The following is a 24,321-nucleotide window of genomic DNA, read 5'->3' on the forward strand; positions in this document are numbered from 1 at the left end:
TCACGGGGGCGGTGCCGTTCTGCTTGTCTTCCGCCTCCTGAGCCTGCGCCGCGTCATTGGCGCGCTCTTCCGGCGTGCGGTTGTCGCTGAACACCAGCAGCAGGTAGCGGCTGCGGTTCAACGCGGCAGTCGGGACGGCACGCACAATGGCAAACGGCTGGCCGGAATCATGGATGACCTCCTTGACCGTGGCCACTGGGTAGCCGGCCGGGAAGCGCTGGCCGAGGCCGGAGCTGACCAGCAGGTCACCCTCCTTGATATCAGCGGTATCGGCTACGTGCCGCAGTTCAAGGCGTTCCGGGTTCCCGGTGCCGCTGGCAATGGCGCGCAAGCCGTTGCGATTGACCTGCACGGGGATGCTGTGGGTGGTGTCCGTCAGCAGCAGGACGCGCGATGTGTAGGGCATCAACTCGACCACCTGGCCCATCAGGCCACGGGCATCGAGCACCGGTTGGCCGAGCACCACGCCGTCACGCTCGCCCTTGTTGATGATGATGCGATGGGTGAAGGGATTGGGGTCCATGCCGATCAACTCGGCCACTTCGACCTTTTCGTTGACCAGCGCGGAGGAATTGAGCAACTCGCGCAGCCGAACGTTCTGCTCGGTGAGGGCGGCAAGCTTTTGCATGCGGCCCTGCAACAGCAGGTTTTCGGTCTTGAGTTTTTCGTTCTCGGCGACCAGTTCGGTGCGGCTGCCGAATTGGCTGGCCACGCCCTGGTAGAGACGTTGCGGCAGGTCGGTGATCCAGTAAGTCTGCATCAATACCAGCGACATCTGACTACGCACAGGCTTGAGCAGCGAAAAGCGCGCATCGACCACCATCAGCGCGACCGAAAGCACGGTCAGCACCAACAAGCGCACGCCCAATGAGGGGCCTTTGGCAAAGAGCGGTTTAATAGGCCGCTCCTCCCAGGCAAATGTTCTCTTTATTCATACGGCATCAAACCAGCCTGGATGCAGATTGAAGAAGATAAACGCCAACAGGCAGCACTGCAAAGTGCTGCCTGCCGACCCAGCATGAACCGTCCAGGCGATCTTATTCGCTGGAGAGCAGGTCCATGGTGTGTTTATCCATCATTTCCAGTGCACGACCACCGCCACGGGCAACGCAGGTCAGCGGGTCTTCGGCGACGATCACCGGCAGGCCGGTTTCCTGGGCCAGCAACTTGTCGAGGTCACGCAACAAGGCGCCACCACCGGTCAGTACCAGGCCACGCTCGGCGATATCGGAAGCCAGTTCCGGCGGCGACTGCTCCAGGGCGCTCTTCACCGCCTGGACGATGGTGGCCAGGGACTCTTGCAGCGCTTCCAGCACTTCATTGGAGTTCAGGGTGAACGCACGTGGCACACCTTCGGCCAGGTTGCGACCGCGAACATCGACTTCGCGAACTTCGCCGCCCGGGTAGGCAGTACCGATTTCCTGCTTGATGCGCTCGGCGGTGGATTCGCCGATCAGGCTGCCGTAGTTACGACGCACATAGGTGATGATCGCTTCGTCGAAGCGGTCGCCGCCAACGCGTACGGATTCGGCATACACCACACCGTTCAGGGAAATCAGGGCGATCTCGGTGGTACCGCCACCGATATCCACCACCATCGAACCGCGCGCTTCTTCAACCGGCAGGCCGGCGCCGATTGCGGCGGCCATCGGCTCTTCGATCAGGAATACTTCGCGGGCACCGGCGCCAAGGGCCGATTCACGGATGGCGCGACGCTCCACCTGGGTGGATTTGCACGGAACGCAGATCAGCACACGAGGGCTGGGCTGCAGGAAACTGTTTTCGTGAACCTTGTTGATGAAGTACTGCAGCATCTTCTCGCAGACGCTGAAGTCGGCGATCACGCCGTCTTTCATCGGACGAATGGCAGCAATATTGCCTGGTGTACGGCCGAGCATGCGCTTGGCCTCGGTGCCAACGGCAACGACACTTTTCTGATTACCATGGGTCCGAATGGCCACAACCGATGGCTCATTCAGAACGATACCGCGCTCGCGCACGTAAATAAGGGTGTTGGCAGTGCCCAGGTCAATGGAAAGATCGCTGGAAAACATGCCACGCAGTTTCTTGAACATGGGAAAGGGACCCTAGGCAACGCGTGGGTAAAAAAGTGCGGCAAACTCTAACAACGACAGGGATTTTGGGCAAGGCGCCAATGTGCTAAATTGGCCGACTTTCTGTGCACCAACCCCCACAATCGCGGCCATATGACCGTAGAAATGCGGTAGTGTTCCGACAATCTAACACACGGACGCCTTCCGTTCTGTTTTCCACTGGAGAATCCCATGGCGCTTGAACGCTCCGACGTGGAAAAAATCGCGCATCTGGCCTCGCTTGGCCTCAATGACGCCGATCTTCCACAGACCACCGCAGCCCTGAACAGCATTCTCGGGCTGGTTGACCAAATGCAGGCCGTCAATACCGACGGCATCGAGCCCCTGGCTCACCCGCTGGAAGCCAGTCAGCGCCTGCGCGCAGACGTCGTGACCGAGCGCAATAACCGCGAGGCCTACCAGTCCATCGCGCCAGCGGTCGAAAACGGCCTGTACCTGGTTCCGAAAGTCATCGACTAAAGGGAAAGAGCCTTTCATGCATCACATGACTCTGGCCGAGATCGCCCGCGGTCTCGCCGACAAAACGTTTTCTTCCGAAGAGCTGACCAAGACCCTGCTGGCGCGTATCGCCGAGCACGATCCCAAGGTCAACAGCTTCATCAGCCTCACCCAGGAGCTGGCCCTGAGCCAGGCCAAGGCCGCCGACGAGCGGCGCGCCAACGGTGAAGACGGCGCACTGCTGGGCGCCCCGATCGCCCACAAGGACCTGTTCTGCACCCAGGGTATTCGCACCAGCTGCGGCTCGAAGATGCTCGACAACTTCAAGGCGCCCTACGACGCGACCGTGGTCGCCAAGCTGGCCGCCGCCGGAGCCGTGACCCTGGGCAAGACCAACATGGACGAGTTCGCCATGGGGTCGGCCAACGAGTCGAGCTACTACGGCGCAGTGAAAAACCCGTGGAACCTGGATCACGTACCCGGTGGTTCCTCCGGTGGCTCGGCTGCGGCCGTGGCCGCACGCTTCCTGCCCGCCGCGACGGCAACCGACACCGGTGGTTCGATCCGCCAGCCGGCCGCCTTCACCAACCTCACCGGCCTGAAGCCGACCTACGGTCGCGTTTCCCGCTGGGGCATGATCGCCTACGCCTCGAGCCTCGATCAGGGTGGCCCGCTGGCGCGTACCGCTGAAGACTGCGCAATTTTGTTACAAGGCATGGCAGGCTTCGATAAACAGGACTCCACCAGCATCGATGAGCCGGTACCGGACTACAGCGCCGGCCTGAACGAGTCGATCAAGGGCCTGCGCATCGGCGTGCCAAAAGAGTATTTCAGCGCCGGTCTCGACCCGCGTATCGCCGACCTTGTGCACAACAGCATCAAAGAGCTGGAAAAGCTCGGCGCGGTGATCAAGGAAATCAGCCTGCCGAACAACCAGCACGCGATTCCTGCCTATTACGTGATCGCACCAGCGGAAGCGTCCTCCAACCTGTCGCGTTTCGACGGTGTGCGCTTCGGCTATCGCTGCGAAAACCCCAAGGACCTGACCGATCTGTACAAACGCTCCCGTGGCGAAGGCTTCGGCAGTGAAGTCCAGCGCCGGATCATGGTCGGTGCCTATGCCCTGTCCGCCGGCTACTACGACGCGTACTACCTCAAGGCGCAGAAGATCCGTCGCCTGATCAAGAATGACTTCATGGCGGCCTTTGAAGAAGTCGACGTGATCCTCGGCCCGACCACGCCGAACCCGGCCTGGAAGATCGGCGCCAAGACCGGCGACCCGATTGCCGAGTACCTGGAAGACCTCTACACCATCACCGCCAACCTCGCGGGCCTGCCGGGCTTGTCCATGCCCGCCGGTTTCGTCGATGGCCTGCCGGTCGGCGTGCAATTGCTCGCCCCGTATTTCCAGGAAGGCCGCCTGCTCAATGTGGCGCACCAGTACCAGTTGCACACCGACTGGCACACCCGCACCCCTACCGGCTTCTGAGGAGAACACTATGCAATGGGAAGTTGTGATCGGGCTGGAGATTCATACCCAGCTCGCCACCCAATCGAAGATTTTCTCCGGCAGCGCCACCACGTTCGGCTCCGAGCCCAACACCCAGGCGAGCCTGGTGGACCTGGGCATGCCCGGCGTGCTGCCGGTGCTGAACCAGGAAGCGGTGCGCATGGCGGTGATGTTCGGCCTGGCGATTGACGCCCAGATCGGCCAGCACAACGTGTTCGCGCGCAAGAACTACTTCTACCCGGACCTGCCCAAGGGCTACCAGATCAGCCAGATGGAGCTGCCGATCGTCGGCAAGGGCCACCTGGACATACCCCTGGAAGACGGCACCATCAAGCGTGTCGGCGTCACCCGTGCGCACCTTGAAGAAGACGCCGGCAAGAGCCTGCATGAAGAGTTTCCCGGCGCCACCGGTATCGACCTGAACCGCGCCGGCACGCCGCTGCTGGAAATCGTCTCCGAGCCGGACATGCGCAGCGCCAAGGAAGCCGTGGCCTACGTCAAGACGATCCACGCGCTGGTGCGCTACCTGGGCATCTGCGACGGCAACATGGCCGAAGGCTCGCTGCGCTGCGACTGCAACGTGTCGATCCGTCCCAAGGGCCAGGCCGAATACGGCACCCGCTGCGAGATCAAGAACGTCAACTCGTTCCGCTTCATCGAGAAGGCGATCAACAGTGAAGTGCGTCGCCAGATCGAGCTGATCGAGGACGGCGGCAAGGTCATCCAGCAAACGCGCCTGTACGATCCGAACAAAGACGAAACCCGCGCCATGCGCAGCAAGGAGGAAGCCAACGACTACCGTTACTTCCCCGACCCGGACCTGTTGCCGGTGGTGCTGGAAGATTCGTTCCTCAACGATATCCGCGCCACCCTGCCGGAGTTGCCGCAGCAAAAACGCGAACGCTTCCAGGCGCAGTTCGGCCTGTCGGTCTACGATGCCAGCGTCCTGGCCTCCAGCCGTGAACAGGCCAACTACTTCGAGAAGGTCGTGAGCATCGCCGGCGACGCCAAGCTGGCGGCCAACTGGGTCATGGTCGAGCTGGGCAGCCTGTTGAACAAACAGGGCCTGGAAATCGACGAAGCGCCGGTCAGCGCCGAGCAACTGGGCGGCATGCTGCTGCGCATCAAGGACAACACCATCTCCGGCAAGATCGCCAAGACTGTGTTCGAAGCGATGGCCGCCGGTGAAGGCAGCGCCGATGACATCATCGACAAGCGTGGCCTCAAGCAAGTCACCGACAGCGGCGCGATTTCGGCGGTGCTCGATGAAATGCTCGCGGCGAACGCCGAGCAGGTCGAACAATACCGTGCGGCGGACGAAGCCAAGCGCGGCAAGATGTTCGGCTTCTTTGTCGGCCAGGCGATGAAAGCGTCCAAGGGCAAGGCCAACCCGCAACAAGTCAACGAACTGCTCAAAAGCAAGCTCGAAGGCTGATAGCGCAGAACGGTCCGAGTGGGGTTTGATGCTCGACTCGGACCCATGTGGGAGGGGGCTTGCCCCCGATGAGGGTGTGTCAGTCGGCACATGTATTGACTGCTGCACCGCTATCGGGGGCAAGCCCCCTCCCACATTTGTCAGGGGGATATCCAAAAAAATGAAGCGTCTACTCGGCCTGCTGGCCCTGTCTTCCCTGCTGACCGGTTGCGCCAACGGCCTCATCGACCCCAATGGTTATGACGAAACCGGCACCGCCTCCTACTATGGCGCCAAGCACCACGGCAAACGCACTGCCAGCGGTGAAGCCTTCAACCAGAACGCCATGACCGCCGCCCATCGGCGCCTGCCCTTCGGCACTCAGGTCAAGGTGACCAATCTCGCCAACAACCGCTCTGTGGTGGTCCGTATCAATGATCGCGGTCCGCATGGCCGCGGGCGCCTGATCGACCTTTCACGCAAGGCCGCCGAGCAACTGCGTATGCTGGGCAGCGGCACCGCACGGGTGCGCGTGCAAGCCCTGAACAACTGATCGAGGCCGCCTTGAGTATTTTCGGATTGAACGCCCTCTCGCCCTGGAGCCTGCTCGAACTGGTCAGCGGCTTGCTGCTGCTGATCGTCGGCGCTGAAATCCTGGTGCGCGCTGCGGTGCGCCTGGCGGCCAGCCTCAAGGTGCGGCCCTTGATCATCGGCCTGAGCATCGTCGCCTTCGGCAGCAGCGCGCCACAGATGGCCGTCAGCCTGCAAGCCACCCTGGCCGGCAACACCGATATCGCCGTGGGCAGTGTGATCGGCAGCAGCATCTTCAATATCCTCGTCACCCTGGGTTTGTCTGCGTTGATCATTCCGTTACGGGTCTCACGACAACTGGTGCGCCTGGATATCCCGGTGATGATCGTCGCCGGCCTGCTGGTGTTCATCCTCGCCGCCAATGAGGCCCTGACACCGTTTGACGGCCTGGTGCTGCTGGTTGCGCTGGTGGCCTACCTCGGCGTGCTGCACTACCAGACGCGTCACTCGCGGCGTCCGCGAACGCTGGCCACCGTGACCAAAGCACCCTGGCTGAGCAGCGTGCTGTTGATGCTTGGCGGGTTGCTGGTGCTGGTGCTGGCCGGGCATTTGCTGCTGGGCGCGGCCGTGGCGGTGGCGAGCGACCTGGGCTTGTCGGAGCGCATTATCGGCCTGACGTTGATCGGCGTCGGCACCTCGCTGCCCTGCCTGGCCACGTCGCTGATCGCTGCCTTGCGTGGCGAGCGTGAGATTGCCGTGGGCAATGTGATCGGCAGCAACCTGTTCAACCTGCTGGGCGTGCTGGGTTTTACCGCGCTGGTGGCACCGTCGCCGCTGTCGGTCTCGCCCAACGCTCTGGACTTCGACCTGCCGGTCATGCTCGGCGCCATCACCCTGTGCCTGCCGGTGTTCTATACCGGCTACCGCGTCACCCGCGCCGAAGGGCTGGTGTTGCTGGGACTGTACCTTGCGTATGGGCTGCATGTGATGGCATTTACTACCGGCATGCCGCTGGCCACCCAACTTGAACAATTGATGCTGTTTTACGTCTTGCCGGCGCTGGTGGTGGTGCTGTTGTTCACGTCGCTGCGCGCCTGGCACCGTCAACACAAGAGGGAATCGCAATGACCGGTCAGAAAAAACCAGGGGTTGAAATGCGTCGCCAGGTGATGGGCGACGCATTCGTCGACCGTGCCCTGGGCAATGCCACCGAGTTCAGCCAGCCGCTGCAGGACTTCGTCAATGAACACGCCTGGGGCAGTGTGTGGAATCGCGAGGGCTTGCCGCTCAAGACGCGCAGCCTGATCACCCTCGCCGCCCTGACCGCGCTCAAATGCCCGCAGGAGCTTAAGGGCCATGTGCGCGGCGCGTTGAACAACGGCTGTACGGTTGAAGAGATCCGCGAAGCGCTGCTGCATTGCGCGGTGTATGCCGGCGTACCGGCGGCCATCGATGCGTTTCGCGCGGCGCAGGAAGTGATTGAGGCGTATCAGGCGGACCAGCCGTAACGGTCAGATCCAGCCGCCCGCCTGCAATACAAAGATGCCGATGTTCGTGGTCACCGCCGCCATCAGGGTGGTGATCACGATAATCGCCGCTGCCAGCTCATGATTCCCCTCGGCCGCCCGGGCCATCACGAAGCTCGCCGCCGCCGTTGGCGCGCCGAAGTACAGAAACAGAATCCCCAATTCCGGCCCACGGAACCCCAGCAGCCACGCGCCCAGTGTGGCGATCACCGGCAACCAGATCATCTTCATCAGGCTCGCGCTCAAGGCCATGTTGCCGCTCTTGCGCAGCGCCGCCAGGGACAAGGTGCCGCCGATGCAGATCAGCGCCAGGGGCAGTGTCGTGTCCGCAAGATAGCCCAGGGACTTTTCCAGCCAGCCGGGCAGGCCGATCTGGAAGTACGCAAACGGCGCGGCAACGATCACGCTGATGATCAGCGGGTTGGCCGCCACACTCTTGAAGATACTCCACGGGTCGGACTTGATCACCGGGCTGTATACCGCCAGCACAATGGTTGACAGGGTGTTGTAGAACAGGATCACCAGTGCGGCGAGAATCGCACCGAGGGAAATCCCGTAGTCGCCGTACATGCTGGCAGCCAGCGCCAGGCCGATCACGCCGTTATTGCCGCGAAACGCGCCCTGGGTGTAGATGCCCCGGTCTTCGCGCCTGCAGCGAAAAATCGCCCAGCCCCACGCCATGGCAAAGCTCACCAGCGTAGCCACGGCAAAGTAAATCAGCAACCCCGGCTTGAGCGCCGAATGCAGGTCGGCATGCAGGATGCCCAGGAACAGCAGCGCCGGCATGGTGACATTGAACACCAGGGATGAGGCGGTATGGATAAAGTTGTCGTTGATCCAGTTGATACGCTTGAGCAGCACCCCGAGGAACAGCATGGCGAACACCGGCGCGGTGATGGTGAGCGTCGTAAGAAAAATGGCGAGCATGCTGTATTAGCCTTGAGTCCTGTTATCAGGGAGTCGTAATAATAAAGCACTGGGGTGCGCGGCTGACATTTCATTTAACAATAGGCCTGCGAATAAAATCCAGGATCGGAGAACTGCATCCATTTGTAGGATGTAACTCAGAGTTCTTGGCTAAGCTCAGCCCATCCCACAAAACGCTACACACGCTCCTACACGCTGATAAGAATCCGCGCCTCTGCATTATCGACATCTCCCCTGAAAATCCTCCCTGTAACATTTTAATTATCCGGTAGCGAACCATCATGTGTTCGAAACACAAGGGGTGACTATGCGTAGATCCTTCAGTCAATTGCACAATGTGCATATCAGGAGCTGGGACGATCAGGACATTGAAGGCTATGCCGACCTGCTCGCTGATCCGGAGGCAATGAAGTTCATTTCGGCCGGCACTACACGGGGCAGAGACGCCGCCGCCAATGAAATTTCGGTATTCACAAAAGAACTTATCGATCAGGACTGGTCACGCTGGGCTGTAAGCCTGGGCGTGGAAGGATCATTTATCGGTTATGCAGGATTCGCAAAAAAAGAATATGGCATCAACTTCGGCAACCGTTTCCTCAGGAAATACTGGGGCACGCCCTACCCCTTTATTGCGATTCATCTGGCGCTCGAATACGGTTTCCAATGCCTGGAATTTGAGCAGGTCTACACGCTTACCAATATCCATCATCACCGTGCGCTGGAAATGAACAGAGCATTTTTGCATATGCCCGCAGTGGCGGGAGAAGTCATCGATACCGCCTATGGTCCTCACATAAAAATTGATCTTACACGTGAGCGGTTCCAGGAAATAAGGCTGGCTAATGTCGAGCGAATCACACGGTTCTCGCGCCGCATGAAAAAGCCTGAACACACCCAGTCCGCTTGACGAAAATCACCATTGAGTATTCGCTCCCTTGAAAACACAACCGGTTCCCGCTTGCCCTTTGCAATCCGTAGCGGACCTCTGTAGTCGAGAAACCTGGGCTTATCCTAGTTTCCCCAGGCAACTTTATATGCCCTTCGGCTACATGCTGGCCGTCCTTCGCATGTTCTTGATAGTTGTACTAAGCCTGTTAGCCTGGCCATTTCCACTTGCCGTCAGGCGCGTTATATACCGAGGTATTCTCTGGATAATGGGCCTGAGGGTCAGGTGCGCACTTTCACCGCGACAAATCGCAACACTGACCGACGGTTGTGTGGTGGCCGCCAATCACGTAAGCGTTATTGATCCGTTCGCCATACTGGCGATGCCTGGCGCAACACTTGTGGCCTCGAGCGGCTACAACAGGGTTATCAGCCTCACGGCATTCCTTTTGATCAAGTGCGCGGGTGGCCGCGTCTGGAACGGTGCGGATAAAAAGACGTTCTCACGTAACCTGCGTAGTCTGCGAGACGCCCCCCAAGGCACCGCCCTTTACACCAATCCCGAAGCAACCATCAACAATGGCCGTGGCTTGTATCGTTTCCGCCCCGGGCTGCTGAGCCGCGGGTTGCCTGTGGTGCCACTTGCGGGACGCTTGATCCTGCCCTTTGGCCTGGTGGCGAGCCCGCTTCATGCGTCAGGTCTGGCGTGCTTTCTGCACCTGCTGGCTATGCCCTGGATGACCGTCGAAATGACCTATCTGGAACCGCTGGAGCGCAATGAACACCAAAGCGGCCAGGCATTTTCGGACTTGATACAAGCACGTATCGCCGCGCACCTGGGCATCGCAGCAACCCAGTGGACCCGAGAAGACAAACACCACTACCGTCGCACAGATGCGCAGGCACACCCATGACAACGAGCCGCGACACCCATGTCATTTTCGACTTCGACCAGACCCTGGTGAACCACGAAAGCACCCTGGAGATCGTCAAGTCAGCCATTGGCGAAAGCCCGAACGCCCAGCCAATGCTGGAGCAACTGCAACTGATCACGCCCAAGGCGTTGACGGGCAAGGCCAGCTTCTGGGAAATGCTATGTGTGATGAAAATGATCCCGTATATCCGCAGGCATCATATTCAACGCTATGTCGACACCATCATTGGCAGCCTTGACCCGTCCCTGGAGCAGACAGTGCACAACCTGCAACGCGAGGGCACGCACGTGTACATCCTCTCCGGAGGGTACACGGAGTGCATTACCCCAATTGCTCGATCACTGAACATCCAAGCCCATAATGTCATCGCCAACCGTCTTTTCTGGGCCGGTTCGCGCGCAATGTGCCCCAGGCCATCACCGTTGATAAACCCCGGCAGAGGGAAAAGTAGCATCGTGCAGCGATGGCGCAAGGAAGGCCGGCTGACGGGTCGAGCCCTGATAGTCGGAGACGCCAGATCCGACTATCAGGTGTATGCCGATGGTTGGGTCGACGGTTTCGTTTGCGCCGACTATTACACCAGGCAGCCCATGCCCGAGATGTCCGGGCACATCCTTCGAGCTGACGCGCCCATCCAGGTTCACGCGCACATCCAGACGTTGATGAACGAGCGTTGCTGACGGAAACGATAGCCCTAGGTGATTGGCGCGGGGTTGAACAAAGTGATGTCGTTATGCAGTTTGTGTCGCTGCGCCCACGTCTGCTTCCTGCCGCTGGCCACATCCAGGTAAAAGTGAAACAACTCCCAACCCAGCTCCTCGATGCTTGCGCGTCCGGTGGCGATGCGCCCGGCGTCGATATCGATCAGGTCCGGCCAGCGCTGGGCCAGCTCGGTGCGCGTCGACACCTTGACCACCGGCGCCATCGCCAACCCATACGGCGTACCCCGCCCCGTGGTGAACACATGCAGGTTCATCCCCGCCGCCAGTTGCAAGGTGCCGCACACAAAGTCACTGGCCGGGGTTGCGCAAAAAATCAGGCCCTTGGTCTTGAAGCGCTCGCCTGGGCCGAGCACGCCGTTGATCGCGCTGCTGCCGGACTTGACGATGGAGCCCAGGGACTTCTCGACGATATTCGACAGCCCGCCCTTCTTGTTGCCCGGCGTGGTATTGGCGCTGCGATCCGCCTCGCCCTTGGCCAGGTAACGGTCGTACCAGTCCATTTCACGCACCAACGCTTCGGCAACTTCCTTCGTCTCTGCGCGAGAAGTCAGCAGGTAGATGGCATCGCGCACTTCCGTCACTTCGGAAAACATCACCGTCGCCCCGGCCCGCAGCAACAGGTCGGATGCATAACCCAGCGCCGGGTTGGCGGTGATGCCGGAAAACGCATCACTGCCGCCGCACTGCATGCCCAGGATCAGCTCGGAGGCGGGCACCGTTTCGCGGCGGCGCTGGTCGAGCTTTTTCAAGCGGACCTCGGCCAGCGCCATGATCTGCTCGATCATTTCGCTAAAGCCGTGGCTGGAATCCTGCAACCGGTACAGCCAGGGCTCGCTCAGGTCGACGGAGCTGTCGTTGTCGTGCATCACTTGCCCGGCCTGCAATTTCTCGCAGCCCAGGCTGATCACCAGGGCTTCGCCGCCCAGGTTCGGGTTGCGCGCCAGGTTGCGCACGGTACGGATCGGAATGTAGGCATCCGTGGCCGTAATCGCCACGCCGCAGCCGTAGCTGTGCGTCAGCGCCACCACATCATCGACATGCGGGTACTTGGGCAGCAATTCATCCTTGATGCGCTGGACGGCATGATCCAGCACGCCGGTCACGCACTGCACGGTGGTGGTAATGCCCAGGATATTGCGCGTACCCACGGTGCCGTCGGCGTTGCGATACCCCTCGAAGGTAAACCCCTCCAGCGGCGCCTGGGGTTCGGGCACCTCGGTAGACAGCGGCAGGCTGTCCAGCGGCGGCGCGGTGGGCATGCGCAACTGGTCTTCCTGCACCCAGCTGCCACGCGGGATCGGCGCCAGGGCATAGCCGATCGTCTGGCCGTAGCGAATGATCCGGCCGCCTTCGGGGATATCTTCCAGGGTCACTTTGTGGCTTTGAGGGATGAAGTCCACGGTGACCAGGCCGTCCGGGAACTCGGTCCCGGCCGGCACGCCCTGGTCGTTCACCACGATCACCACATTGTCGCGCTCGTGCAGGCGAATCGAGCGCGGCGAGTCGGCATGTTCAATCAACTGCATCACATGAACCTCAGGAATGCGCTTGGGAAAGGTGGGTCAACTCAGGGCCTTTGCTTGACGGGTCCTTGAGCACCACGCGCTTGATCGGGCCGACGATCACCAGATAGCTGAACACCGCCACCAGCGCGTTGGCGCCGACGAACACCAGGGCCCACTTGAACGAGCCGGTGGTGCTGATGATGTAGCCGATGACAATGGGCGTGGTGATGGAGGCCAGGTTACCGAAGGTATTGAACAAGCCACCACTGAGGCCGGCGATTTGTTTCGGCGAGGTGTCGGACACCACCGCCCAGCCCAGTGCGCCAACGCCCTTGCCGAAGAAGGCCAGCGCCATGAAGCCCACCACCATCCATTCAACATCGACGTAGTTACACGCAATGATGCTGCTGGACACCAGCAGGCCGGCAATGATCGGCGCCTTGCGGGCGAAGGTCAGGGAATGGCCCTTGCGCAGCAGATAATCGGAAATCACCCCGCCCAGCACGCCGCCGATAAAGCCGCAGATCGCCGGCAGCGAGGCAATGAAACCGGCCTTGAGGATGGTCATGCCACGGTCCTGCACCAGGTACACGGGGAACCAGGTCAGGAAGAAGTAAGTGATGCCGTTGATGCAGTATTGGCCCAGGTACACGCCCAGCATCATGCGGTTGGTCAGCAACTGGCGGATGTAATCCCACTTCGGTCCATCGGTTTTCTTGCCCTGGCCCTTGTCCTGGTCCATATCCACCATGGCGCCATTGGCGGCAATGTGATTGAGCTCCGCTTCGTTGATCATCGGGTGCTGGCGCGGGCTGTGGATAACTTTCAGCCAGATCAGCGAAAACACAATGCCAATCACGCCCATCACGATAAACACATGCTGCCAGCCGAAGCGATAAACGATCCAGCCCATCAGCGGTGCGAACAACACGGTAGCGAAGTACTGCGCCGAGTTGAAGATCGCCGACGCCGTACCGCGCTCGGCCGTGGGGAACCAGGCCGCCACAATCCGTGCGTTGCCCGGGAAGGATGGCGCTTCGGCCAGGCCCACCATAAAGCGCAGCATGAACAGCGCAACCACGGCGGTCGAGACACCGAACTCACCAACGTAGCCTTGCAGCACGGTGAACAGTGACCAGGTAAAGATGCTCAGGGCGTAGACTTTTTTCGAACCGAACCGGTCGAGCAGCCAGCCGCCGGGGATTTGCCCGGCGACGTAGGCCCAACCGAATGCAGAGAAGATGTAGCCGAGGGTGACCGCGTCGATGCCGAGGTCTTTTTGCAGGCTGGAACCGGCGATGGCGATAGTTGCACGGTCGGCGTAATTGATCGTGGTCACCAGGAACAGCATGAGCAGGATCAAATAGCGGACGTGAGTCGGCTTGGTCGCTTGCATGTAGAAGTACTCCCACTAATTATTTTTTTTGCGGGTAATGGTTATGTCTTGCTGGGTGCCGCTCTTGTAGGAGCGAGCTTGCTCGCGAAAAACGTCAACGAATACGCAGGCATTCAGGGTGCACGCGGTGTCCTTGGGTTTTTCGCGAGCAAGCTCGCTCCTACAGTGAAACGGGTGTTACGACCCGATGTAGCTGGTTTTCACCACGGTGTAGAACTCTTGCGCATAGCGGCCCTGCTCACGCGAACCGTAGGACGAACCCTTACGGCCACCGAACGGAACGTGATAGTCCACGCCGGCGGTCGGCAGGTTGACCATGACCATCCCGGCTTGGGAATGGCGCTTGAAGTGGTTGGCATGTTTCAACGAGGTGGTGGCGATACCTGCCGAGAGACCGAACTCGGTGTCGTTGGCCATGGCCAGCGCCGCCTCGTAGTCGGCCACCCGCACCACGTTGGCCACTGGGCCGAAAATCTCTTCACGGCTGATGCGCATGGCCGCTTCGCTGTCGGCAAACAGCGTCGGCGCCAGGTAGTAGCCCTCGGTGTCGCAGGTCACCAGGCCGCCGCCGCTGACCAGCCGCGCGCCTTCGCTCTGGCCGATGTCGATGTACTTCATGTCCTGGTCCAACTGAGCCTGGGAAACCACCGGGCCAATGTCGGTACCGCTGTGGAGCGCGTGGCCGACCTTGATCGACTTCATGCGCTCGGCCATGGCCGCGACGAACTGGTCATGGATCCCGGCGGTGACGATCAGGCGGCTGGAAGCGGTGCAACGCTGGCCGGTCGAGTAGAACGCGCTCTGCACCGACAGCTCGACGGCCTGCTTGAGGTCGGCGTCGTCGAGAATGATCTGCGGGTTCTTGCCACCCATTTCCAACTGCACCTTGGCCTGGCGCGCTACGCAACTGACGGCGATCTGACGGCCCACACCGACGGAACCGGTAAAGCTGATGCCATCGACTTTCGGGCTGTTGACCAGCACATCGCCCACCACGCGACCGCTGCCCATCACCAGGTTGAACACACCGGCCGGGAAACCGGCGCGGGAAATGATGTCGGCCAGGGCCCAGGCACAACCGGGTACCAGCTCGGCCGGCTTGATCACCACGCAGTTGCCATAGGCCAGGGCCGGGGCGATTTTCCAGGCAGGGATGGCGATCGGGAAGTTCCACGGCGTGATCAAGCCGACCACGCCGAGGGCTTCACGGGTGACTTCAACGTTTACGCCGGGGCGCACCGACGGCACATAGTCGCCCGACAGGCGCAGGCATTCACCGGCGAAGAATTTAAAGATGTTACCGGCGCGGGTCACCTCGCCGATGGCTTCGGGCAGGGTCTTGCCCTCTTCCCGGGCCAGCAGCGTGCCCAGCTCTTCGCGGCGGGCGAGGATTTCGCTGCCGACTTTATCCAGCGCATCGTGGCGCGCCTGGATACCCGAGGTGGACCACGCCGGAAACGCGGCGCGGGCGGCGTCGATAGCGGCGTTGACCTGGGCGACGTCAGCCTTGGCGTATTCGCCGATCACATCGGCCAGGTCCGACGGGTTGATATTGGTGCAATAGTCGGCGCCGGTTACCCATTCACCGTTGATGTAGTTGTCAAAACGCTTGGCTTGGGACACGAATCTTCTCCTGACGCAAAAGGCCGCTGATTGCTCAGCGGCCTTGTTGATAAGTTATTGCGCGCCTTGCTTGTCGATCAGCGCGGCCAGGGCTTCGTATTCTTCCGGCAGCAGATCGGTCAGCGGCGTGCGCACCGGGCCTGCGTCGTAGCCGGCGATTTTCGCACCGGCCTTGACGATGCTCACGGCATAACCGGCCTTGCGGTTACGGATGTCGAGGTAAGGCAGGAAGAAATCGTCAATGATTCTGGAAACGGTGGCGTGATCATCCCTGGCAATCGCGTGGTAGAAATCCATTGCGGTTTTGGGAATGAAGTTGAACACCGCCGAGGAGTACACCGGCACGCCCAGGGCCTTGTAGGCAGCGGCGTAAACCTCTGCAGTCGGCAGGCCGCCGAGGTAGCTGAAACGATCGCCGAGACGACGGCGGATCGACACCATCAACTCGATGTCACCCAGGCCATCCTTATAGCCGATCAGGTTCGGGCAGCGCTCGGCCAGGCGTTCCAGCAGCGGCGCGGTCAGGCGGCAGACATTGCGGTTGTACACCACCACGCCGATCTTGACCGATTTGCACACCGCTTCAACGTGGGCGGCAACGCCGTCCTGGCTGGCTTCAGTCAGGTAGTGCGGCAACAGCAGCAAGCCTTTGGCACCCAGGCGTTCGGCCTCTTGAGCGTACTCGATGGCCTGGCGGGTCGCGCCGCCGACACCGGCAAGAATCGGCACGCTGGTGGCGCAGGTATCAACAGCGGTCTTCACCACCTGGGAATATTCGCTGGCGGCCAGGGAGAAAAACTCACCGGTGCCGCCTGCGGCGAACAGCGCAGTGGCGCCGTACGGGGCCAGCCATTCCAGACGCTTGATATAGCCCGCCTGGTGAAAGTCACCCTGGGCATTGAAATCGGTCACCGGGAAAGACAGCAGACCGTGGGAGAGGATGGACTTCAGTTCTTGTGGATTCATTATTCGAACACCCTGGGCGAAGACTTTCTGAGGAAAGCGTTGTTGTTGGTTTGAATGATGTCGTACGTCATCGTACAACCATAAAAAGATTCGTCAACTGCAATTCATCAGGCCTCATCTCAAGCTCAGCGCTGAATCAGGTGATCAGGGACGGGAGACAACCCCACGGGGTCTATGACGTCCTGAGGTATACGTTGTCCGAAGACGGACGATTGGTGAGGGCGGGGTATTTATCTGCCAGGGACTGCACGCAGACCAGACACACCGTTGAGGGGAGGAGTAACTGACTTGAACCGTCTGTCGCTACTGTCAATTCTGACAGTAGCGCGCTGTTCGCTACGCTCATAAGTTACCTCCTACTTTCAAATAGCTCAGTGCAGAGCCATCTAGAAGCACTGCGATATCGGAAAGCATGCCAACTCTCACGATTTTTGGAGGTACACCATGTCCAAGACCTGGAAAACGAATACCGTCAAGAAAGGCAGTAAAAAGCGCTCACTTGATTACGAGCCAAACATTGGTGACGAGATCTACTACGACGATATAGGGGGTAACCCTGCGCTGGAAAAAGTCGTACGCAAAATCTACGACGAGACGATTGGCGAAATTGTCATCTACCTCGAACCGTCGCAAAATCCCTATCCTTGACCGAGCGTCTACCCGCGCTGCGCTTGCGCCTCTTCATGGGCATGGCGCAGCCTCTCTCGGCTATTGGTCAAATGCAAGCGCATGGCCGCACGCGCCGCGTCCGAATCCTGACGCGCGATGGCCTCATAAATCTCTTCATGCTCGCGACTCAAGCGCCCCATGTAATGCTGCTGGTCATCATGGGCCAGGCGCGCCGAATTCAAGCGGGTACGCGGAATGATGCTGGTGCCCAGGTGGGTCATGATGTCGGTGAAGTAACGGTTGCCGGTGGACAGCGCAATTTCCAGGTGGAATGCAAAGTCTGACGCTACCGCATCACCGGCATGGGCCGCACTTTCATTCAGCGCGTCGAGGGCGGCACGCATGGCTGCCAGTTGTTCCTCGCTGCGGCGCAAGGCGGCCAGGCCTGCGGACTCCACTTCCAGGCTGATCCGCAACTCGAGGATCGCCAACACATCGCGCAGCGTCACCACGGTGGCCGGGTCGATGCGAAAACCGCTCGGGCTCGGCGTGTCCAATACGAACGTACCGATACCGTGCCGCGTCTCCACCTGCCCCGCCGCCTGCAAGCGCGAAATCGCCTCGCGCACCACGGTCCGGCTGACGCCATGGGCCTCCATGATTGCCGACTCGGTAGGCAGCTTGTCGCCACGCTTGAGCTGGCCGTCGCGGATCTGTTCGGACAACACCGTGACCAATTCCTGGGCAAGGCTGCGACGCTTGCGGGGAAGACGTGGGACGGGGTTGGCGTTTTCCATGATGAGTCATCTTTCTCGGTGAACTGAAGACGCATCATAGCCCATGGCGGTTGTACGATCACCGTCCCTGTCGCGACTTTCATGCCTGTGCGGCAGGCAAAAAAAAGCCCCGGCAACCGCCGAGGCATTTTTCAGGCTCGCCCGGAGGCGGCAGCCGCTTACTTCACCACTTTCAAGCTCGGCCGGCCAGTAGGGCGCGGCGGCTCGTTATCCGGCGGCGGCACATCATCGCCGCCTTGCCCTTCGATCGTTTCGTCGTCCTCGAAAGGCGACTCCAAATCGAACACCATGCCCTGGCCGTTCTCACGGGCGTAAATCCCGAGGATGGCGCCGATCGGCACGAACAGCGTATGCGGCACACCGCCGAAACGCCCTTCGAAACTGACCGCTTCGTTGTCCATGTGCAGGTGGCGCACCGCACTGGGCGATACGTTCAATACAATCTGTCCGTCACTGGCAAAACCCTGCGGAACCTGCACCGCAGGAAATTCGGAGTTGACCAGCATGTGCGGGGTGCAATCATTGTCCACAATCCACTCATAGAGCGCGCGGACCAGGTAGGGTCGACTGGAGTTCATCAGCGGCTCCTTAAGCCTTAGCGCATATCGCGTTCGACACCAGACAGACTCGCCTGGAAAGCCTCACGCGCAAATTGGCGCTCCATGTAATCAAGCAACGGCTTGGCCGGCCGTGGCAGTTCAATGCCCAGAACCGGCAAGCGCCAGAGTATGGGTAATAGGCAGCAATCGACCAAACTTTGTTCCTCACTGAGGAAAAAAGGTTTATCGGCGAACAGCGGCGAAACGCCGGTCAGGCTTTCGCGCAATTCCTTGCGCGCCTGTACGCGCGCGGCCTCTTTACTGCGGGTATCGAGAATCACATCCACCAGCCCGCACCAGTCACGCTGGATCCGATGGATCAGCAGGCGGCTGTTGGCACGCGCCACCGGGTAAACCGGCAGCAAAGGCGGATGCGGGTAACGCTCATCCAGATATTCCATCACCACGGTTGACTCCCACAACGCCAGGTCACGATCGACCAGGGTGGGCAAGCTGCCGTAAGGGTTCACTTCGATCAGCTTCGGCGGCTGACGGCCCGCCTCCACACTGATGATCTCGGCGCTGACACCCTTCTCTGCGAGCACGATGCGTACTCGGTGGGAATAGTGGTCGGCGGGGTCGGAGTAACAGGCCAACCGGTTGGTCACGCCCATGGCGGTCCTCCTCGCTTGTTGAAATTATCGAAAGCTCAAAAACGAGCGCGCCCAGAGAGCATCCCTGTAACGTCCGGTAAAACCGGCGCTACGTTCAGAGATGCCGCTGGGCGCGCAAGATTAACAGCAATTGCTTACGGTTGGATCAATGCACATCCTTCCAGTACTCGCGTTTGAGCAGATAGGCGAATACGAAGAAGAAAGCCAGGTACAGCAAGACGTACGTACCGATGCGCTGGTGCTGCAGTTTGACCGGGTTGGCCGAGTAGGCCAGGAAGGTCACCAGGTTCTTGACCTTCTCGTCGAACTGCTCTTCGTTCAGCGTACCGGTCTTGGGCACGATGGTCAGTTGATCGCACGCTTCATGGGTCAGCGGCGTGCCGGTCAACGGATCATATTGCTTCTTGCCGTCTTCAACGACCTGAACCTGCTTGCATCCTACCACCTGGCGACCCTGCAGGCCGACCAGAACGTTGGGCATGCCGACGTTCGGGAACACTTTGTTGTTCACGCCCCAGGGCCGGGTCGGGTCTTCGTAGAAGGATTTGAGGTAGCCGTAGAGCCAGTCGGTGCCCCGCACACGCGCTACCAGGGTCAGGTCCGGCGGTGCTGCACCGAACCAGGCCTTGGCGTCCGCCGGCTTCATGCCGATGTTCATGTGGTCGCCGATCTTGGCCCCGGTGAACACCAGTTTTTCCAGCATCAACTCATGGGGGATGCCCAGGTCGTCGGCCACCCGCTCGTAGCGCTGGAACTTGGCGCTGTGGCAGCCCATGCAGTAGTTGGCGAACGTGCGCGCACCGTCCTGCAGAGCGGCTTTATCGGAGACGTCGATGTCGACCTTTTCCAGTTGCGCGCCATGCTCGGCGGCCAGAGACAGGAGCGGCAGGGCCGCAAGCACTAATGCAACGAATAATTTTTTCATCAGCCAGTCACCCTTTCCGGAACCGGTTTGGTCTTCTCGAGCCGGGTGTAGAACGGCATCAGAATGAAGTAGGCGAAGTACAGGAAGGTGCAGACCTGCGACAGCAACGTGCGCTCGGGGGTCGGCGCCAGTACGCCCAGCACGCCCAGGATCACGAACGAAATGCAGAACACCCACAGCCAGATCTTGCTCAGCCAGCCCTTGTAGCGCATGGACTTGACCGGGCTGCGGTCGAGCCACGGCAGCACGAACAGCACCGCAATCGCCGCGCCCATGGCGATAACGCCCAGGAGTTTGTCGGGGATCGCACGCAAGATGGCGTAGAACGGCGTGAAGTACCAGACCGGGGCAATATGCTCGGGTGTCTTGAAGGCGTTAGCCTGTTCAAAGTTAGGCTTCTCCAGGAAATAACCACCCATCTCCGGGAAAAAGAATACGATCGAACAGAATACGAACAGGAACACGACCACGCCGACAATGTCTTTTACGGTGTAGTACGGGTGGAATGGAATGCCGTCCAGCGGGATGCCGTTCTCGTCCTTGTGCTTCTTGATATCCACGCCATCCGGGTTGTTGGAGCCGACTTCATGCAGCGCCAGGATGTGCAATACCACCAGGCCCAGGATCACGATCGGCAAGGCCACCACGTGCAAGGCGAAGAAGCGGTTCAGGGTGATGCCCGAGATCAGGTAGTCGCCGCGAATCCACTGGGTCAGGTCGTTGCCGATCACCGGGATGGCACCGAACAGCGAGATGATCACCTGGGCGCCCCAGTACGACATCTGGCCCCATGGCAGCAGGTAACCCATGAAGGCTTCGGCCATCAGCGCCAGGTAGATCAGCATGCCGAACACCCACACCAGCTCGCGAGGTTTCTGGTACGAACCGTAGAGCAGGCCACGGAACATGTGCAGGTAGACGACGATAAAGAACGCCGATGCGCCGGTAGAGTGCAGCAGGCGCAGGATCGAGCCGTACTCGACGTCACGCATGATGTACTCGACAGAGGCAAACGCCTCTTCCGCCGAAGGCGTATAGCTCATCGTCAGCCAGACACCGGTGACGATCTGGTTGACCAGCACCAGCAGTGCCAGGGAGCCGAAGAAGTAGAAGAAGTTGAAGTTTTTCGGCGCGTAATATTTGCTGAGATGGTCTTCCCACATTTTGGTGGCGGGGAAGCGCGCATCCACCCAATCCATGAACTTGCTCATCACGCGTTCTCCTTATCGAGGCCAATGACAATAAGGTCGTCAGTTTCGTAGGTGTGCGGAGGAACCGGCAGGTTCAAGGGTGCAGGCTGGGACTTGTAGACACGGCCGGCGAGGTCGTAATGGGAACCGTGGCAGGGGCAGAAGTAACCGCCAACCCAGTCCTTGCCCAAGTCAGCGGGCGCGACTTCCGGGCGAAACGTAGGCGAGCAACCCAGGTGGGTACACAGCCCCACCAGCAGCAGGATCTCCGGCTTGATCGAACGTGCTTCGTTCTTGGCGTAGGCGGGTTGGTCGGACTTCTCGGATTGGGGGTCAGACAACTGGCCTTCAATCTTCTTGAGATTCCCCAGGATTTCCTCGGTACGACGAACAATGAAGACCGGCTGGCCGCGCCATTCAGCAATCATCTGCTGCCCTGGCTCGATCTTGCTGACATTCACCTTCACCGGTGCACCTGCGGCTTTCGCCTTGGCACTGGGAAACCATGACCCCACGAACGGGACCGCAGCCCCCACCGCTCCTGCAGCACCCACCACGGATGTGGCTGCTACGAGGAAGCGACGCCGGCCTGCATTCACGCCGTCATTGCTCATTCAGTCCTCTCCCATCAGCTTTTTGGCCTGTTAAATCAGGCGTCTACTAAGTGTTGAATCTTTACTTATAAAAATTTTGACGGATGGTAATGAAAAGCCCCACGTATGACAAGGGAATTACCCGGAGCTCCACCCCCAGGCCTTGTAGTATAGGGGGTCTACGGATGTGGCAAGTTGTCACGGCGAAAAATCTGCATAAATCCCAGGCAATAAAAAACGCCCAGCTCCGTGAGGAGGCTGGGCGTTTTTGTGGAACGTAAAGCGAATTAACGCTTCGAGTACTGCGGACGCTTACGCGCTTTACGCAGACCGACTTTCTTACGTTCAACTTCACGAGCATCGCGAGTTACGAAGCCAGCTTTGCGCAGAGCGCCACGCAGGGTTTCGTCGTACTGCATCAGAGCGCGAGTGATACCGTGGCGGATTGCGCCAGCTTGACCACTTACACCGCCACCGATAACGGTGACGTAGATGTCGAACTTTTCAACGGTCTCGGTCAATTCCAGCGGCTGACGAACTACCATGCGGGCAGTTTCGCGGCCGAAGAAGTTGTCCAGGGAGCGGTTGTTGATCGAGATGTTACCAGTGCCCGGACGCAGGAAAACGCGTGCGGTTGCGGTTTTGCGACGGCCAGTGCCGTAATTTTGAGTCGCCGACATAATGAACTATTCCGTTAAAACTTCAGTTCTTGGGGCTGCTGAGCAGCATGAGGGTGTACAGCGCCCGCATAGACTTTCAGCTTGCGAAACATATCGCGACCCAGTGGGCCCTTAGGCAGCATGCCTTTGACCGCGATTTCGATCGGGGCTTCAGGCTTCTTGGAGATCAGGCCTTCAAAGTTGGAAGACTTGATACCGCCTGGGAAACCGGAGTGACGGTAGTACATTTTGTCTTGCGCTTTGTTGCCGGTAACACGTACCTGCTCAGCGTTGATGATGACAATGTAGTCACCGGTATCAACGTGCGGGGTGTATTCAGGCTTGTGCTTGCCACGCAGACGGCTGGCGACTTCAGTGGCCAGACGACCCAGGGTCTGACCAGCGGCGTCGACGACAAACCAGTCGCGCTGAACTGTTTCCGGTTTTGCAGTAAAAGTTGTCATTCTTTAATAGCCTCAGGGGCCGCCCTGTAAATTAGACGGCGGATCTTACTGAATAGTGCGTACTTTGACAAGGTCAAAGGCAGCCGGATACAGACGCTATCGGGGGCTCGGGTCAGCGCGTCCGTTCAACGGCAAGATTCTTCGGCAGGCGGCGCATCACTTCCACTGCAGAAAGAGGTGGGCAATTATGCAGATTGCGAAAAAAAATTCAACCTGCTTTTATGATTGTTTTCCCCTGAAGGAGTACCCGATGGATTATCGACAGCTGGGCCGGACCGATCTGAACGTAAGCGCGATCGCCCTGGGCACCATGACCTGGGGTGAGCAGAACAGCGAGGCAGAGGCCTTCGCCCAGATCGAACGGGCCAAGGCGGCCGGAATCAACTTCCTCGATACGGCGGAAATGTACCCGGTACCGCCCAAAGCCGATACCTATGCCACGACCGAGCGTTATATCGGCAATTACTTCAAGAGCCGTGGCGACCGCGCCGACTGGATCCTCGCCAGCAAGATCGCCGGCCCCGGCAACACCATCGATTACATCCGCGACGGTCATCTGCGCCATAACCGCAAGCACATTGCCGAGGCGCTAGACGCCAGCCTCAAACGCCTGCAGACCGACTGGATCGACCTCTACCAACTGCACTGGCCGGAGCGCAGCACCAACTTTTTCGGCCAATTGAGCTACAAGCACAAGGACGAAGACGACCTCACCCCGCTGGAGGAAACCCTCGAAGCGCTGGATGAGCAGGTCAAGGCCGGCAAGATCCGCCACATCGGCCTGTCCAACGAAACGCCGTGGGGCACCATGAAATTCCTGGCCCTGGCCCAAGCCCGTGGCTGGAGCCGTGCGGTGTCGATCCAGAACCCCTACAACCTGCTCAACCGCAGCTTTGAAGTGGGCCTGGCGGAAATCGCGATTCGCGAACAATGCGGCTTGCTGGCCTACTCGCCCCTGGCGTTCGGCATGCTCAGCGGCAAGTACGAGGGCGGCGCGCGCCCGGCCAAGGCGCGTCTGACGCAGTACAGCCGCTTCAGTCGCTACTTCAATCCGCAGTCGGAAGCGGCGTGCAGCCGTTATGTGGCATTGGCGCGGGAACATGGCCTGGACCCGGCGCAGATGGCGCTGGCGTTTGTGACGCAACAGCCGTTTGTGACCAGCAATATCATCGGCGCCACGAGCCTGGAGCAACTGGACAGCAACATTGCCAGTGCCGATTTGAAACTGTCGAAAGAAGTGCTGGAAGGGATTGAGGCGATTCAGAAGGATCATCCGAATCCGGCGCCCTGATTGACCTTCAGGCCGCCATCGGGGGCAAGCCCCCTCCCACACTTGACCCTGTTCACAGATCAAAATGTGTGGGAGGGGGCTTGCCCCC

The 24,321-nt window shown here is 59.9% G+C and carries 26 protein-coding genes; 11 read left to right on the forward strand and 15 right to left on the reverse strand.

The window, feature by feature from the left end; all coding sequences use genetic code 11:
- Both mreC and mreB read right to left on the reverse strand, forming a co-directional pair.
- Positions 1–850: rod shape-determining protein MreC (gene mreC / locus BFP90_RS08780; RefSeq protein ID WP_256097461.1), on the reverse strand; the 850-nt coding region annotated here is incomplete at its 3' end.
- Positions 851–1,037: 187 nt separating this feature from the next.
- Positions 1,038–2,075 (reverse strand): rod shape-determining protein MreB, encoded by a 1,038-nt coding sequence (mreB, locus tag BFP90_RS08785; RefSeq protein WP_002555108.1) that lies wholly within the window; start codon positions 2,073–2,075, stop codon positions 1,038–1,040.
- A 210-nt stretch (positions 2,076–2,285) separates the two neighbouring features.
- Here mreB and gatC point away from each other — a divergent pair, with 210 nt between their 5' ends.
- From gatC to BFP90_RS08815, 6 genes are all read left to right on the forward strand, one after another.
- Positions 2,286–2,573, forward strand: a complete 288-nt coding sequence (gene gatC, locus BFP90_RS08790) for an Asp-tRNA(Asn)/Glu-tRNA(Gln) amidotransferase subunit GatC (protein WP_003188556.1) — start codon at positions 2,286–2,288, stop codon at positions 2,571–2,573.
- Positions 2,574–2,589: 16 nt separating this feature from the next.
- Positions 2,590–4,041: an Asp-tRNA(Asn)/Glu-tRNA(Gln) amidotransferase subunit GatA gene (gatA, locus tag BFP90_RS08795; protein ID WP_065883708.1), complete on the forward strand. Its 1,452-nt coding sequence runs from the start codon at positions 2,590–2,592 to the stop codon at positions 4,039–4,041.
- A gap of 10 nt (positions 4,042–4,051) precedes the next feature.
- The gene (gene gatB / locus BFP90_RS08800) at positions 4,052–5,497 is read left to right on the forward strand and encodes an Asp-tRNA(Asn)/Glu-tRNA(Gln) amidotransferase subunit GatB (RefSeq protein ID WP_065893620.1); all 1,446 of its coding nucleotides are present in this window, start codon (positions 4,052–4,054) and stop codon (positions 5,495–5,497) included.
- 160 nt (positions 5,498–5,657) lie between these two features.
- Complete coding sequence (locus tag BFP90_RS08805) at positions 5,658–6,029, forward strand: septal ring lytic transglycosylase RlpA family protein (protein WP_065896474.1); 372 nt, start codon at positions 5,658–5,660, stop codon at positions 6,027–6,029.
- Between the two features lie 26 nt (positions 6,030–6,055).
- The gene (locus BFP90_RS08810) at positions 6,056–7,135 is read left to right on the forward strand and encodes a calcium/sodium antiporter (protein WP_065893622.1); all 1,080 of its coding nucleotides are present in this window, start codon (positions 6,056–6,058) and stop codon (positions 7,133–7,135) included.
- Positions 7,132–7,515, forward strand: a complete 384-nt coding sequence (locus BFP90_RS08815) for a carboxymuconolactone decarboxylase family protein (RefSeq protein WP_065896475.1) — start codon at positions 7,132–7,134, stop codon at positions 7,513–7,515. Before BFP90_RS08810 ends, BFP90_RS08815 begins: the two co-directional genes overlap by 4 nt.
- Positions 7,516–7,518: 3 nt before the next feature.
- On the opposite strand, the gene BFP90_RS08820 is transcribed toward BFP90_RS08815, so the two are convergent.
- Positions 7,519–8,460: an AEC family transporter gene (locus tag BFP90_RS08820; protein WP_065893624.1), complete on the reverse strand. Its 942-nt coding sequence runs from the start codon at positions 8,458–8,460 to the stop codon at positions 7,519–7,521.
- A gap of 307 nt (positions 8,461–8,767) precedes the next feature.
- Between BFP90_RS08820 and BFP90_RS08825 the strand changes: the two genes are divergently transcribed.
- From BFP90_RS08825 to BFP90_RS08835, 3 genes are all read left to right on the forward strand, one after another.
- Positions 8,768–9,367, forward strand: coding sequence for a GNAT family N-acetyltransferase (locus BFP90_RS08825; RefSeq protein ID WP_065896476.1), 600 nt, complete (start codon positions 8,768–8,770; stop codon positions 9,365–9,367).
- Between the two features lie 313 nt (positions 9,368–9,680).
- Complete coding sequence (locus BFP90_RS08830) at positions 9,681–10,259, forward strand: hypothetical protein (protein WP_141688943.1); 579 nt, start codon at positions 9,681–9,683, stop codon at positions 10,257–10,259.
- Positions 10,256–10,960, forward strand: a complete 705-nt coding sequence (locus tag BFP90_RS08835) for an HAD-IB family phosphatase (RefSeq protein WP_065896478.1) — start codon at positions 10,256–10,258, stop codon at positions 10,958–10,960. The genes BFP90_RS08830 and BFP90_RS08835 overlap by 4 nt, the downstream gene beginning before the upstream one ends.
- 14 nt (positions 10,961–10,974) lie before the next feature.
- On the opposite strand, the gene garD is transcribed toward BFP90_RS08835, so the two are convergent.
- The 4 genes from garD to kdgD form a co-directional block, all read right to left on the reverse strand.
- Positions 10,975–12,528 (reverse strand): galactarate dehydratase, encoded by a 1,554-nt coding sequence (garD, locus tag BFP90_RS08840; RefSeq protein ID WP_065893628.1) that lies wholly within the window; start codon positions 12,526–12,528, stop codon positions 10,975–10,977.
- 10 nt (positions 12,529–12,538) lie between these two features.
- Positions 12,539–13,903 carry an MFS transporter gene (locus tag BFP90_RS08845; protein WP_065896479.1) on the reverse strand — a complete coding sequence of 455 codons (1,365 nt, stop codon included), beginning with the start codon at positions 13,901–13,903 and terminating at the stop codon, positions 12,539–12,541.
- A gap of 177 nt (positions 13,904–14,080) precedes the next feature.
- Positions 14,081–15,526 (reverse strand): aldehyde dehydrogenase family protein, encoded by a 1,446-nt coding sequence (locus tag BFP90_RS08850; RefSeq protein WP_065896480.1) that lies wholly within the window; start codon positions 15,524–15,526, stop codon positions 14,081–14,083.
- Between the two features lie 54 nt (positions 15,527–15,580).
- Positions 15,581–16,492 (reverse strand): 5-dehydro-4-deoxyglucarate dehydratase, encoded by a 912-nt coding sequence (gene kdgD / locus BFP90_RS08855; protein WP_065883685.1) that lies wholly within the window; start codon positions 16,490–16,492, stop codon positions 15,581–15,583.
- A 444-nt stretch (positions 16,493–16,936) separates the two neighbouring features.
- Between kdgD and BFP90_RS08860 the strand changes: the two genes are divergently transcribed.
- Complete coding sequence (locus BFP90_RS08860) at positions 16,937–17,140, forward strand: hypothetical protein (protein ID WP_065893630.1); 204 nt, start codon at positions 16,937–16,939, stop codon at positions 17,138–17,140.
- 8 nt (positions 17,141–17,148) lie between these two features.
- On the opposite strand, the gene BFP90_RS08865 is transcribed toward BFP90_RS08860, so the two are convergent.
- The 8 genes from BFP90_RS08865 to rplM all read right to left on the reverse strand — a co-directional run bounded on the left by BFP90_RS08865 (position 17,149) and on the right by rplM (position 22,942).
- Positions 17,149–17,898, reverse strand: a complete 750-nt coding sequence (locus BFP90_RS08865) for a FadR/GntR family transcriptional regulator (protein ID WP_065896481.1) — start codon at positions 17,896–17,898, stop codon at positions 17,149–17,151.
- 158 nt (positions 17,899–18,056) lie between these two features.
- Entirely contained in the window at positions 18,057–18,476 is a 420-nt protein-coding gene (locus tag BFP90_RS08870) for a ClpXP protease specificity-enhancing factor (protein WP_065883679.1), read from the reverse strand.
- Positions 18,477–18,493: 17 nt separating this feature from the next.
- Entirely contained in the window at positions 18,494–19,111 is a 618-nt protein-coding gene (locus BFP90_RS08875) for a glutathione S-transferase N-terminal domain-containing protein (RefSeq protein ID WP_065883677.1), read from the reverse strand.
- 145 nt (positions 19,112–19,256) lie between these two features.
- Positions 19,257–20,036: a cytochrome c1 gene (locus BFP90_RS08880; protein ID WP_065893633.1), complete on the reverse strand. Its 780-nt coding sequence runs from the start codon at positions 20,034–20,036 to the stop codon at positions 19,257–19,259.
- The gene (locus BFP90_RS08885; protein ID WP_065896482.1) at positions 20,036–21,247 is read right to left on the reverse strand and encodes a cytochrome b; all 1,212 of its coding nucleotides are present in this window, start codon (positions 21,245–21,247) and stop codon (positions 20,036–20,038) included. Before BFP90_RS08885 ends, BFP90_RS08880 begins: the two co-directional genes overlap by 1 nt.
- Positions 21,247–21,840 (reverse strand): ubiquinol-cytochrome c reductase iron-sulfur subunit, encoded by a 594-nt coding sequence (gene petA, locus BFP90_RS08890; RefSeq protein ID WP_065883673.1) that lies wholly within the window; start codon positions 21,838–21,840, stop codon positions 21,247–21,249. Before petA ends, BFP90_RS08885 begins: the two co-directional genes overlap by 1 nt.
- Positions 21,841–22,106: 266 nt before the next feature.
- The gene (gene rpsI / locus BFP90_RS08895; RefSeq protein ID WP_002555064.1) at positions 22,107–22,499 is read right to left on the reverse strand and encodes a 30S ribosomal protein S9; all 393 of its coding nucleotides are present in this window, start codon (positions 22,497–22,499) and stop codon (positions 22,107–22,109) included.
- Positions 22,500–22,513: 14 nt separating this feature from the next.
- Positions 22,514–22,942, reverse strand: coding sequence for a 50S ribosomal protein L13 (rplM, locus tag BFP90_RS08900; RefSeq protein WP_003171742.1), 429 nt, complete (start codon positions 22,940–22,942; stop codon positions 22,514–22,516).
- 250 nt (positions 22,943–23,192) lie between these two features.
- Between rplM and BFP90_RS08905 the strand changes: the two genes are divergently transcribed.
- Positions 23,193–24,233: an NADP(H)-dependent aldo-keto reductase gene (locus tag BFP90_RS08905; protein ID WP_065896483.1), complete on the forward strand. Its 1,041-nt coding sequence runs from the start codon at positions 23,193–23,195 to the stop codon at positions 24,231–24,233.
- Positions 24,234–24,321 lie beyond the last annotated feature (88 nt).

The sequence above is a fragment of the Pseudomonas sp. 24 E 13 genome (assembly GCF_900004715.1).
Classification (GTDB): Bacteria; Pseudomonadota; Gammaproteobacteria; order Pseudomonadales; family Pseudomonadaceae; genus Aquipseudomonas; species Aquipseudomonas orientalis_A.